Genomic DNA, 12894 nt, shown 5'->3' on the forward strand with positions numbered 1-12894 from the left:
TTGCTTCTGTCATTCCCTGCCATCCTCCGTTGAGGACCATAGCTTAAACTGCTGTCTCAAATCGTGGATCCACTATATTCGCCGACTTGTCGACGACGATGAAAAGCACCTCGACGGCGCTGGCTGCAGTTGCAAAGACGGGTGCCACGACGGTGCAGTACGGCGGCATGACGCTGACCGGCGGCAGCGGTAACGTGCAGGTATTCGATATCAAGTCGACCGATCTGGCTGCGGTGAACTACTTCAATTTCGCCAATCTGAGCGCGAAAGAAACGCTGATCCTGAATGTTAGCGGCACCAATGTCAAGATGCAGGGCGGTGGCAGTTTCGGCAACTACAATGTGCTATACAACTTCTATGAAGCAACCACGCTGGATTTCAGCAGTGTAGCACTGTATGGTACCGTCCTGGCGCCTCTGGCAACTGTTACCAGCAGCGGCGGCGATATCCACGGCAGCGCCGTGGTCGGCAACTGGGCGTCGAGCACCACCCTGCACGCTGACGCTGGCACCGCCTTCCAGGCGACTGACGTGACCGGTTTCGCGGCCGCCGTCTCGCCGGTACCGGAACCAGGCACCTACGCCATGCTGCTGGCCGGCCTGGGCCTGGTCGGTTTCGCCGTGCGCCGCCGCAAGCACAAGGCCGCGGCGTAAGCCTGCGCCGCCTGTTTCACAAACCGCCGGTCACGGCGGTTTTTTTTCGCCGGTCGAGTTTACCGGCACGGCCACGGCCGCCAGCACCATCCGCGTGATCAGCTGTTCGGCGTCGTCGAAGTCCTGGCGCAGCAGCTGCTTGCGTTCCAGCACCAGCGCCATCTGCGCCGAAAAATCCGCATACGACTGCGTCATGGCCCAGATGGCAAACATCAGGTGGGTGGCATTGACGGGCGCGATCTTGCCGGCCGTTATCCATTGCTCGAACACGGCGATGTCCTTGCGCAGCAGCGGCACCACCCGTTCGCGTATCTGTTCGCCGTACAGCGGCGCGCCATTGATCACTTCGAGCGCATACACGCGCGAGGCCCACGGCTGTTCGCGTGAAAAGCGCAGCTTGGCACTGATATAGGCGCGCAGCACGTCGCGCGGTTCGTCCTCCGGGTTGGCCAGCAGGTCCATGCGCGCCAGCCAGTCGTCGAGCACATCGTCGAGCACGCGCTGGTACAGCTGCTGCTTGGTGGGAAAGTAATACATCAGGTTCTGCTTCGACAGCCCGGCCCGTTCGGCGATGGTGGCGATAGCCGCGCCTTCGTAGCCGCTTTCGGCGAACACGCGCACGGCCTGGCGCAGGATGTCGCTTTCCAGGCGGTCGCGGTTTTGCATGCGCCGGCCGCTGGCGCTTTTCAGCTGCGGGGCAGGGGATTTGTCGCTGGCCATGGTAGGGTCTTTAGCGTGGGCGTATCGATTGCAGGAATGCCTGCAGCACTGGGCTATCGGTGTAGGCGACGTTGAAGCGGAACCACACGGTTTCGGGTGCACGCAGCATGAAAAATTCATTCGGCGACAGCAAAATGCCCGCCTTCAGGGCCAGGTCGGCCACCAGCTTGCCGTTCCACTGCGGCGTTTGAATGTCGGGCCAGCCGGCGCTGACGAACATGCCGCCGCGCGGACGCGCCACAGGCGCCATGCCGGCCTGCGCCAGGCAGTCGATGCTGCGCTCGCGCCCCGCGTCGAGCTGCGCCACCAGCCGCTCGATCATGCGCTTGTAGGGCCGCGCCGAGACCGCGTGCAGCACCGCGCGCTCATTGATTTCCGAGGTGGTCAGCCCGGCCAGCATTTTTACGCGCACCAGTTCGGCCACCAGCGACGGCGAGGCGCAGATCGAGCCCACGCGCAGCACCGGCGACAGGGTCTTGGAAAAGCTGCCGACGCGGATCACGCGGCGCAAGCCGTCCATCGCCGCCAGCGACGCCTCGCCGCGCGCGGCCAGTTCGCGGTAGATATCGTCTTCCACCAGCCAGAAATCGAACTGCTCGGCCAGCGCCAGCAGCCGGTGCGCTTGCGCCTGGCTGAGCGAGGTGCCGAGAGGATTTTGCAGCACCGTGTTGACGAACATGATCTTCGGCTGCGTGCGTGCGGCCACCTCCGCCAGCGCATCGAGATCGAGCCCAGCCTCGCCGCGCGGAATGCCGACCGGAATGCAGCCGTGGTGGCGTATCAGCGACTGCAGATTGCTGTAGCCGGGGTCCTCCACCAGCACCGTGTCGCCCGGCTTGGTCAGGCTGCGCAGGATCAGATCAAAGCCGTGGGTGGCGCCGTGTGTCAGCAATACCTGGTCCGGTTCGACCTGGAACAGTTCTTCCGACAAAGTGCTGGCCAGGTGCTGGCGCAGCGAGGCAAAGCCCAGCGGATGGCCGTAGCCGCGCAGCCGGCTGGCCGGGATGCGCATGGCCTGGCGCACGGCGTCGAGGATGGTCGCTTCGCCATACATTTCCGGTGGCAGCCAGCCGGCGCCCACCGGCAGCGCTTCGGACACGCCCGAATACAGGTCCGGCGTGAGGGCGTCGATGGCGCTCGGGCTGGCGCTGGCGTGGGCGGCGGCGTGCGGCGCTCCCGCCACGTCGTGGCGCGCCACGAAATAGCCGGAGCCGCGCCGCGAGGACAGCAAGCCCAGGTTGACCAGCCGGTCATACGACTCGACCACGGTGAAGGTCGAGACGCCATTGCATTTGGCAAACTGGCGCACCGACGGCATGCGGGTGCCGATGCGCAAGGCGCGGCTGCCCACCATCACGCTGATGGCGATCACGATCTGCTCGACCAGCCCGCCTTTCTTGTGGCGGCCGATTTCCAGCACCGGCCAGCCGCTCCCTGTTTCCATTGCGGCTTCCGGCACTTGCTCCGCCTCTTCGTTGTGCTTCAAGGTGGCTCCTTATGCTGCCTGCACAAAAACTGTAGTGGTTTTATGACCTGTACGGTTGGGGTTTTTTGCCGTTTGTGTATCTGTGCTTATCGACGCTGGCCTGCCTATTATTACATCAGCTTTTTGCCAACTGGTAAATTATTTTACGCACCGTCAAAAACAATGTTTGGCGGCATGTCAGCATTCCTGGGAGAGTTTCATGAGCGAATTGAGCCACACGGCAAGGCCGGAATCGATGTCGGCATTCTGGATGCCGTTTACCAATAACCGCGACTTCAAGGCCAATCCGCGCCTGCTGGTGTCGGCCGAAGGCATGTACTACAAGGACGTCGACGGCAACAGCATCCTCGACGGCACGGCCGGCCTGTGGTGCGTGCCTTGCGGCCATGCGCAGCCGAAGATCGTCGGCGCCATCCGCGACATGGTGGGCCAGCTCGACTTCGCGCCCACCTTCCAGATGGGCCATCCGGCCGCCTTCGAGCTGGCGGAAAAACTGATGGACTACACGGGCCATAAATTCGGCCACGTGTTCTATACCAATTCCGGTTCCGAAGCCGTCGACACGGCCCTGAAAATCGCGCTGGCCTACCACAAGGCGCGCGGCGAGGGCGGGCGCACGCGTTTGATCGGCCGCGAGCGCGGTTATCACGGTGTTGGCTTTGGCGGCATTTCCGTCGGCGGCATCGCCGGCAACCGCAAGACCTTCGGCCCCATGCTGGCCGGCGTGGACCATTTGCCGCACACCCACAACCTGGAAAAGAACGCCTACACGGTGGGCGAACCCGAATACGGCACCCACCTGGCCGACGAACTGGAACGCATCGTCGCCCTGCATGACGCCTCGACGATTGCCGCCGTCATCGTCGAACCGGTGGCCGGCTCCACCGGCGTGCTGATTCCGCCCAAGGGTTACTTGAAGCGCCTGCGCGAACTGTGCACCAGGCACGGCATCCTGCTGATCTTCGACGAAGTGATCACCGGCTTTGGGCGCATGACGACGCCGTTCGCGGCCGATTATTTCGAGGTCGAGCCGGACCTGATGACCACCGCCAAGGGTCTCACCAACGGCATGGTGCCGATGGGCGCCGTGTTCAGCAAACAATATATCCACGACGCCTACATGGACGCGCCGCCCGGCATCGAGCTGTTCCATGGCTACACCTATTCCGGCCACCCGCTGGCCTGCGCCGCCTCGCTGGCGACCCTGCAGGTGTTCGAGGAACAGGACATCCTGGGCCACGCGAAAAGCATGCAGGCCTACTGGCAGGATGCGGTCCACTCATTGAAAGGGCTGCCGCATGTGATCGACCTGCGCAGCATCGGCCTGATCGCCGGCATCGAGCTCGATCCCATCGCCGGCAAGCCCGGCACGCGCGCCTTTGCCGCCTTCAAGCAGGCCTTTGCCGACGGCGTGCTGATACGCACCACCGGCGACATCATCGCGCTGTCGCCACCGCTGGTGCTGGAAAAACAGCATATCGACGAGCTGTTCGGCAAGCTGGCCACCGTGTTGAAAAATCTCGACTAAGGAGCATCATGAACGATCTCGACACCATCACCCATTACATCAACGGCGCCAAGGTCGACACAAAAAGTGGCAGTTACGGCGACGTCTACAACCCCGCCCTGGGCGAGCCGGTGGCCCGCGTGGCGCTGGGCACTGCGGAAGATGTCGACACGGCCGTGCAGGCCGCCGCCGCCGCCTTTCCGTCGTGGTCCGCCACGCCGCCGCTGACGCGTGCCAGGGTGCTGTTTCGCTACCTGCAGTTGTGCCAGCAGCACACCGATGAATTTGCCGCCATGCTGACGCGTGAACACGGCAAGACCTTTGCCGACGCCCAGGGCGAAGTGGCGCGCGGCATCGAGATGGTGGAATTTGCCGTCGGTATTCCACAACTGTTGAAAGGCGAATTCACGGACCAGATTTCGCGCGGTATCGACGCCTGGTCAATGCGCCAGGCGCTGGGCGTGGTGGCCGGCATCACGCCATTCAACTTCCCCGTGATGGTGCCGATGTGGATGTTCCCGGTCGCCATCGCCTGCGGCAATACCTTTGTATTGAAACCGTCCGAGCGCGATCCGTCGGCGTCCTTGCTGCATGCCAGGCTGCTGAAAGAAGCGGGCTTGCCCGATGGCGTTTTCAACGTGGTGCAGGGCGATAAAGTGACGGTGGACGCCTTGCTTGACCACCCGGTGGTGCAGGCGATCAGCTTTGTGGGATCGACGCCGATTGCCGAATATATCTATGCGCGCGGCAGCGCCAGCGGCAAGCGCGTGCAGGCCCTGGGCGGCGCGAAAAACCATATGGTGGTGATGCCCGATGCCGACATGGACATGACGGTCGACGCGCTGATCGGCGCGGCCTACGGTTCGGCCGGCGAGCGCTGCATGGCCATTTCCGTGGTGGTGGCGGTCGGCGACGCGGGCGACAAACTGGTCACTGCACTGGCAACGCGCACGGCCGCACTGAAAGTGCGCGACGGCATGGAGCATGGTGCGGAAATGGGCCCGGTCGTGTCGAGTGCCGCCAAGCAGCGCATCGAAAAACTGATAGGCGAAGGCGTGGAGCAGGGCGCGACTCTGGTGGTCGATGGCCGCAACCATGTGGTGGCGGGGCGCGAGAACGGCTTCTTCGTTGGCGGCACCTTGTTCGACCACGTCACGCCCGACATGAGCATCTACAAGGAAGAGATTTTCGGCCCGGTGCTGTGCGTGCTGCGCGCGCCCGACGTGGTGCATGCGGTGGACCTCATCAACGCCAACGAGTATGGCAATGGCGTGGCGATCTATACGCGCGACGGCGGCGTGGCGCGCGAATTCGTGCGCCAGATCCAGGTCGGCATGGTCGGCGTCAACGTGCCGCTGCCGGTGCCGATGGCCTTCAACAGTTTCGGCGGCTGGAAGCGCAGCATGTTCGGCGACCACCATGCGTATGGCCCGGAAGGCGTGCGCTTCTACACGCGCCACAAGGCCGTGATGCAGCGCTGGCCGAACACGGCAAGTGCTGGTGTGGAATTTGCTTTTCCCCAGATGAAGTAAGGGCGTCACCCACCATTTACCGTAGCTAACAAGAGGAAAGCGTGATGATCGAATCCCTGAATTATTTGCCGCATGCGGCCCTGCCCAGTGCCGAACTGTCCGGCCACTTTACGGACCTGGCGCCGCCCTTGACGGCGCGCCAGGCGGCCATCGAAAGCGCGCGCTGCCTGTATTGCTACGATGCGCCCTGCAGCCGCATCTGCCCTTCCGAAATCGATGTGGCCAGCTTTATCCGCAATATCCACGACAAGAATATCAATGGCGCTGCGGCCGGTATTTTGAAAAGCAATATCCTGGGCGGCAGCTGCGCCCGCGTCTGCCCGACCGAGATCTTGTGCGAGGACGTCTGCGTGCGCAACCACGACGCCGAAGGCCAGCCCGTGAAAATCGGCCTGCTGCAGCGCTATGCGGTCGACCACATGCGGTTTGCCAGTCATCCGTTCAAGCGGGCGGCCGCCACCGGCAAGACCATCGCGATCGTCGGCGCGGGTCCGGCGGGACTGTCCTGCGCGCACCGCCTGGCCATGCTGGGCCATGACGTGGTGATCTTTGAAAAAGAGAGCAAAGCGGGTGGGCTGAATGAATACGGCATCGCCAAATACAAGCTGACGGATAACTTCGCGCAGAAGGAAGTCGAATTCCTGCTGGGGATAGGAGGCATCACCATTCGATGGTGCCAGTTGCTGGGTGACAACCTGCAGCTGCGCGAGCTGCATGCGCAGTACGACGCCGTGTTCCTGGGCCTGGGCCTGGGTGCCAGCCGCAAGCTGGGGCTGACGGGCGAAGAGGCGCCGGGCCTCTTGGCGGCGGTCGACTATATCAGCGCGCTGCGCCAGGCCGACGACCTGGCCGCGCTGCCCGTGCCGAAGCGCGCCATCGTCATCGGCGCCGGCAATACGGCGATTGACATGGCGGTGCAGGTCCAGCGCCTGGGCGCCGGGGAAGTCACGCTGGTGTACCGCCGCGGCTTCGACGCCATGACGGCCACCCACCATGAGCAGGAGATCGCCAAGGCCAACCAGGTGCGCATGCTGACCTGGGCCCAGCCGCAGCAGGTGCTGCTGGACGCAGAAGGCAAGGTGGCCGGCATGCGCTTTGAAAAGACAGCGCTGGACGGCACGCGTTTGACCGGCACCGGCGAAACCTTGGACGTGGCGGCCGACGCCATCTTCAAGGCCATCGGCCAGAGTTTCGACACGCAGGTGCTGGTCGATCCGATGGCGGCGCTCTTGCGCCGCGAAGGCGACAAGATCTTTGTTGACGCGGGTTTTCGCACCGTGCTGCCCGGCATCTATGCGGGCGGCGACTGCGTGGCGCCGGGGCAGGACCTGACGGTGCAAGCCGTGCAGCATGGCAAGCTGGCCGCACTGGCCATCCATTCCGATATCTTGAATAAAGTGGAGGCTGCATAATGGCTGATCTCAGCATCGAATTTTGCGGCATCAAGGCGCCGAACCCTTTCTGGCTGGCCTCCGCGCCACCGACCGACAAGGCCTACAACGTGGTGCGCGCGTTTGAAGCGGGGTGGGGCGGGGTGGTGTGGAAAACCCTCGGCGAAGACCCGGCCGCCGTCAATGTCTCGTCGCGCTATTCCGCCCTGTACGGCAAGAACCGCGAGGTGGTCGGCTTCAACAATATCGAACTGATTACCGACCGTTCGCTGGAGATCAACCTGCGCGAAATCACGCAGGTGAAAAAAGACTGGCCCGACCGCGCCATGATCGTCTCGCTGATGCTGCCGTGCGAAGAGCACTACTGGGCCGATATCCTGCCGAAAGTGGAAGCGACCGGCGCCGACGGCATCGAGCTCAATTTCGGCTGCCCGCACGGCATGCCGGAGCGCGGCATGGGCGCGGCCGTGGGCCAGGTGCCCGAGTACGTGCAGATGGTCACTAGCTGGTGCAAGAAGCACAGCAAATTACCGGTGATCGTCAAGCTGACGCCGAATATCACCGACGTGCGCATGCCGGCCCGCGCCGCCAAGGCCGGCGGCGCCGACGCGGTCTCCCTGATCAACACCATCAACTCGATCACTTCGCTCGATCTGGACCGCATGGTGGCCTTGCCGATTGTCGGCGGCGCCAGCACCCACGGTGGTTACTGTGGCGCGGCCGTCAAACCGATTGCGCTGAACATGGTGGCCGAGATCGCCCGCGATCCGCTCACGCATGGCCTGCCGATTTCCGGCATCGGCGGCATCGGCAACTGGCGCGATGCGGCCGAATTCCTGGCGCTGGGCGCCGGTTGCGTGCAGGTCTGCACCGCCGCCATGCTGCATGGTTTTCGCATCGTCGACGAGATGAAGGACGGCCTGTCGCGCTGGATGGACGAGAAGGGCTATGAGCGCATCAGCGATTTTTCAGGCAAGGCCGTGGCCAACACGACCGACTGGAAATACCTGGACATGAACTACCAGGTGATCGCGCAGATCAACCAGGACGACTGCATCAAATGCGGCAAGTGCTACGTGGCCTGCGAAGACACTTCGCACCAGTCGATCGCGCAGCTGATCGACGCGGCCGGCACGCGCACCTACGAGGTGATCAAGGAAGAATGCGTGGGCTGCAATCTGTGCGAAATCACCTGTCCGGTGCAGGGCTGCATCACGATGGTGCCGCAGACCACGGGCAAGCCGTACATGAACTGGACCCAGGATCCACGAAACCCGCGGGCGGTGTTGGAAACGGCGTAGGGCATGCTTTTTGCGTGTGTTTAATATATAAACATTCCCTGCTGATTGCGGTAAGCTCGATTGCTTGATGCAGTTCCCTTGCCGCAGTTCCCCTTTGCCGTATCCCGCTACCGATGGAGTCTACCTGTGAACCACGACTATTCAGGCAACACGCAGCTATGGAATGAAGATCTGGCGCCCACCACGGCCGCCCAACGTACCTGGCGCTGGTATCACTTCGCCGCGCTGTGGGTCGGTATGGTGATGTGCATTCCCGCCTACACCCTGTCGGCCAGCCTGATCGATAGCGGCATGTCCGGCTACCAGGCGGTGCTGACGGTATTCCTGGCGAACGCCATCGTGCTGCTGCCGATGCTGCTGATCGGCCATGCCGGCACCAAGTACGGCATTCCGTATGCGGTGCTGGCGCGTTCCTCGTTTGGCACCACCGGCGCACGCCTGCCGGCGCTGATGCGCGCGATTGTCGCCTGCGGCTGGTACGGCATCCAGACCTGGTTCGGCGGCCAGATGATCTACACCCTGATGGGCGTGCTGCTGGGCCATGAACTGGGCGGCGAGAAGATCTCCGGCCTGGGCATCAACGGCAGCCAGCTGCTGTGCTTCCTGGCGTTCTGGGCGATCCAGTTCTATTACATCCTGCATGGCATGGAGGCGATCCGCAAGCTGGAAACGTATACCGCGCCACTGAAAATTTTGATCTGCTTCGTGCTGCTGTACTGGGTGCACAGCAAGGCCGGCGGCGTCGGCAGCCTGCTTGATCAACCGTCGCAATTCATCGAAGGCGGCAAGAAGGCCGGCCAGTTCTGGGTCGTCTTCTGGCCGTCGCTGACGGCCATGGTGGGCTTCTGGGCCACCTTGGCGCTGAACATCCCCGACTTCACGCGCTTTGCGAAAACCCAGCGCGACCAGATCATCGGCCAGTCGGTGGGCCTGCCGGTGCCGATGGGCCTGCTGGCGATGCTGGCCGTGATCGTCACCGCCGGCTCGGTCGTCATGTACGGCAAGGCCATTTGGGATCCGGTCGACCTGGCCAGCCGCATGACGGGCGCCGCCGTGCTGATCGCCCTGATCATCCTGCTGATCGACACCGTCAGCGTCAACCTGGCCGCCAACCTGGTCGGCCCTGCCTATGATTTCTCATCGCTGGCGCCGAAGCAAGTGTCGTACAAGATGGGCGGCTATATCACGGCCTTTATCGCCATCGTCATGATGCCGTGGAAGGTGCTCGAATCGACCCAGGGCTATATCTTCACCTGGCTGATCGGCTATTCGGCGCTGCTGGGCCCCATCGCCGGCATCCTGATCGTCGACTATTATTTTGTGCGCAAGACCGAGCTCGATGTGAAGCAGCTGTACCGCGACGATGGCGTGTACTCGTATGGCAATGGCTGGAACATGGCCGCGCTGGTCGCGTTCATCATCGCCGTGCTGCCGAATATTCCGGGCTTTTTGAACGCCGCGTTTCCTGCAGCCTTCCCTGGCGTGGGCGAAGCATTCAAGACGATTTATACCTACGCCTGGTTCGTCGGCGTGGCGATTGCCGCCGTGGTCTACGGCGTCATGATGAAGGGCAAGGCGCCGGCGCGCTTGCAGCAAGCGCCGCTGGCCTGATTTGCTCGTGTTTCATTAAAAAAGGAGACAGCAATATGACTACCCTGATACGCGGCGGCACCGTCGTCAATGCCGACCGGGCCTTTCGCGCCGATGTGCTGATCGAAAACGATCTGATCGCCGCCGTCGGTGACAATCTTGCTGTCCCTGCCGGGGCCACCATCATCGACGCGGCCGGCCTGTACGTGATGCCGGGTGGGATCGACACGCATACGCACATGAACCTGCCCTTCATGGGCACGGTGACCTCGGACGACTTTTTCACGGGCACGGCGGCCGGCCTGGCCGGTGGCACCACCACCATCATGGACTTCGTCATCCCCGCGCCGAAGCAGTCGCTGATCGAGGCCTATCACCAGTGGCGCGCGTGGTCGGCCAAGTCGGCCGGCGACTATACCTTTCACGTGGCGATCACCTGGTGGAGCGAGCAGGTACATGAAGAGATGGGCCTGCTCGTGCGCGAGCATGGCGTGAACAGCTTCAAGCACTTCATGGCCTACAAGAACGCCATCATGGCAGACGACGAGACGCTGATCAAAAGCTTTACCCGCTCGCTGGAGCTGGGCGCCCTTCCCACCGTGCATGCGGAGAACGGCGAACTGGTCTACCAGCTGCAGCAGGACCTGCTGAAAAAAGGCATTACGGGGCCGCAGGCGCACCCGCTGTCGCGCCCGCCGGCGGTGGAGGCCGAAGCGGCCAACCGCGCCATCGCGATCGCCAATGTCTTGAATACCCCGGTGTATATCGTTCATGTCTCTTGCGCCGAATCGCTCGACGCGATTACCCGCGCCCGTGCCAACGGTCAGCGCGTGTATGGCGAGGCGCTGGCCGGCCATTTGGTGATCGACGACAGCGTGTACCAGAGCGACGATTTCGACTACGTGGCCGGCCACGTCATGAGTCCGCCGTTTCGCGGCAAGCACCATCAGGCGGCGCTGTGGCACGGCCTGCAAAGCGGCAACCTGCACACCACCGCCACCGACCACTGCACCTTCTGCTTTGATCAGAAAGCGGCCGGCAAGGACGACTTCACGCGCATTCCGAACGGCTGCGGCGGCGTCGAGGAACGCATGGCCGTGGTGTGGGATGCGGGCGTCAATTCCGGCACGCTCACGCCGTCCGAATTCGTCAAGGTGTCCTCGACCAATGCGGCGCAGATCTTCAATATCTATCCGCGCAAGGGCGTGATCGCTCCAGGTAGCGACGCCGATATCGTGCTGTGGGACCCGCAAGGCACGCGCACGATTTCGGCCGCCACCCAGTTTGCCAAGGGCGGCTTCAATGTCTTCGAAGGGCGCACCGTGCGCGGCATTCCCGTCACCACGATTGCCGCCGGCAAGGTGGTGTTCCACAAGGGTGAACTGATGGCGGTGGAAGGGGCGGGGCGCTATATCGAACGCCCGGCTTTTTCCGCCACCACCGTATAACGAAGGAGTTGACTATGACTGAACTGCGTATCAACGGCGAACGCCTGTGGGACTCCCTGATGGAACTGGCGCAGATCGGCGCGACGGCAAAAGGCGGCGTCAAGCGCCTGGCGCTGACGGACCTCGACAAACAGGGCCGCGACCTGGTGGTGCGCTGGGGCCGCGAGGCCGGCATGAGCATTACCATCGACCAGATCGGCAATGTCTTTATGCGCCGCGACGGCGTGGACAACACCTTGCCACCGGTGATGACGGGCAGCCATATCGACACCCAGCCCACGGGCGGCAAGTTCGACGGCAATTACGGCGTGCTGGCCGGCCTGGAAGTGGTGCGCACCTTGAACGATTTGAAGATCAAGACCCAGGCGCCGATCGAGGTCGCCTTCTGGACCAATGAAGAGGGATCGCGCTTCGTGCCGGTGATGATGGGCTCGGGCGTCTTCTGCGGCGCGTTCTCTTTGGAAACCGCGTATGCGGCAAAGGATACCGAAGGCAAGACGGTCGGCGAGGAACTGGAACGCATCGGTTACAAGGGTCCGCAAGTGCCGGGCGACCATCCGATCGGCGCCTATTTTGAAACCCATATCGAGCAGGGTCCGGTGCTGGAAGACGCCGATATCGTCATCGGCGTGGTGCCGGCCGTGATGGGCCTGCGCTGGTACGACTGCACCGTTAACGGCATGGAGGCGCATGCCGGTCCGACCCCAATGGGCCTGCGCAAGGATGCGCTGCAGGTGGCCACCGGCATCATGCAGGAAGTCGTCGCGATTGCGCACCGCTACCCGCCATATGGCCGCGGCACGGTCGGCATGGTGCAGGTGTTCCCGAACAGCCGCAATGTGATCCCCGGCGAAGTGAAATTCAGCATCGACCTGCGCAATGTGAATGACGAGCTGCTCGACACCATGGACGCGGATATCCGCGCCTTTATCGGGCGCACGCAGAGTGACACGGGTCTCGGCATCACGCTCGAACAAGTGTCGTATTTCGCGCCGACGCCTTTCCACCCCGACTGCGTGGGCGCCGTGCGCAACGCCACCGAGCAACTCGATTATTCCGTGATGGACGTGGTCTCGGGCGCGGGCCATGACGCCATCTACGCGGCCCGCCTGGCGCCGGCCGGCATGATCTTCGTGCCCTGCAAGGACGGCATCAGCCACAATGAAATCGAGGACGCCAAACCCGGCCACCTGGAAGCGGGCTGCAATGTGCTGCTGCTGGCGATGCTGGAGCGTGCCGTCGCCGTGTAGCGCCGGCGGTGCTATG

At 63.1% G+C, this 12894-nt stretch carries 10 protein-coding genes; 8 read left to right on the forward strand and 2 right to left on the reverse strand.

All coding sequences use genetic code 11. The annotated features are described in order from the left end of the window. Positions 1 to 74: 74 nt before the first annotated feature. A complete protein-coding gene (locus ACP7B7_RS15250) occupies positions 75 to 653 on the forward strand; it encodes an FxDxF family PEP-CTERM protein (protein ID WP_426077289.1) in 579 nt (192 codons plus the stop codon). A 30-nt stretch (positions 654 to 683) separates the two neighbouring features. On the opposite strand, the gene ACP7B7_RS15255 is transcribed toward ACP7B7_RS15250, so the two are convergent. After that, positions 684 to 1373 (reverse strand): TetR/AcrR family transcriptional regulator, encoded by a 690-nt coding sequence (locus ACP7B7_RS15255; RefSeq protein ID WP_308922920.1) that lies wholly within the window; start codon positions 1371 to 1373, stop codon positions 684 to 686. Between the two features lie 10 nt (positions 1374 to 1383). Further along, positions 1384 to 2817 (reverse strand): PLP-dependent aminotransferase family protein, encoded by a 1434-nt coding sequence (locus ACP7B7_RS15260; protein WP_426077290.1) that lies wholly within the window; start codon positions 2815 to 2817, stop codon positions 1384 to 1386. Positions 2818 to 3058: 241 nt separating this feature from the next. Between ACP7B7_RS15260 and ACP7B7_RS15265 the strand changes: the two genes are divergently transcribed. The 7 genes from ACP7B7_RS15265 (at position 3059) to ACP7B7_RS15295 (ending at position 12878) form a co-directional block, all read left to right on the forward strand. Then, positions 3059 to 4387 carry an aspartate aminotransferase family protein gene (locus ACP7B7_RS15265; RefSeq protein WP_426077189.1) on the forward strand — a complete coding sequence of 443 codons (1329 nt, stop codon included), beginning with the start codon at positions 3059 to 3061 and terminating at the stop codon, positions 4385 to 4387. 8 nt (positions 4388 to 4395) lie between these two features. Further along, positions 4396 to 5898 carry a CoA-acylating methylmalonate-semialdehyde dehydrogenase gene (locus ACP7B7_RS15270; RefSeq protein WP_308922918.1) on the forward strand — a complete coding sequence of 501 codons (1503 nt, stop codon included), beginning with the start codon at positions 4396 to 4398 and terminating at the stop codon, positions 5896 to 5898. 44 nt (positions 5899 to 5942) lie between these two features. Beyond that, on the forward strand, positions 5943 to 7310 hold the full coding sequence (locus tag ACP7B7_RS15275; protein ID WP_426077190.1) for an NAD(P)-dependent oxidoreductase: 1368 nt from the start codon (positions 5943 to 5945) through the stop codon (positions 7308 to 7310). Beyond that, on the forward strand, positions 7310 to 8590 hold the full coding sequence (gene preA / locus ACP7B7_RS15280; RefSeq protein WP_426077191.1) for an NAD-dependent dihydropyrimidine dehydrogenase subunit PreA: 1281 nt from the start codon (positions 7310 to 7312) through the stop codon (positions 8588 to 8590). Before ACP7B7_RS15275 ends, preA begins: the two co-directional genes overlap by 1 nt. A 126-nt stretch (positions 8591 to 8716) precedes the next feature. Continuing rightward, positions 8717 to 10201 (forward strand): NCS1 family nucleobase:cation symporter-1, encoded by a 1485-nt coding sequence (locus ACP7B7_RS15285; RefSeq protein ID WP_426077192.1) that lies wholly within the window; start codon positions 8717 to 8719, stop codon positions 10199 to 10201. 35 nt (positions 10202 to 10236) lie between these two features. Then, positions 10237 to 11628, forward strand: coding sequence for a dihydropyrimidinase (hydA, locus tag ACP7B7_RS15290; RefSeq protein ID WP_426077193.1), 1392 nt, complete (start codon positions 10237 to 10239; stop codon positions 11626 to 11628). 14 nt (positions 11629 to 11642) lie between these two features. Beyond that, complete coding sequence (locus ACP7B7_RS15295) at positions 11643 to 12878, forward strand: Zn-dependent hydrolase (RefSeq protein WP_426077194.1); 1236 nt, start codon at positions 11643 to 11645, stop codon at positions 12876 to 12878. The last annotated feature ends 16 nt before the right edge of the window (positions 12879 to 12894 follow it).

It is taken from the genome of Janthinobacterium sp. PSPC3-1 (assembly GCF_049896105.1).
In the GTDB taxonomy this organism is placed as follows: Bacteria; Pseudomonadota; Gammaproteobacteria; order Burkholderiales; family Burkholderiaceae_D; genus Janthinobacterium.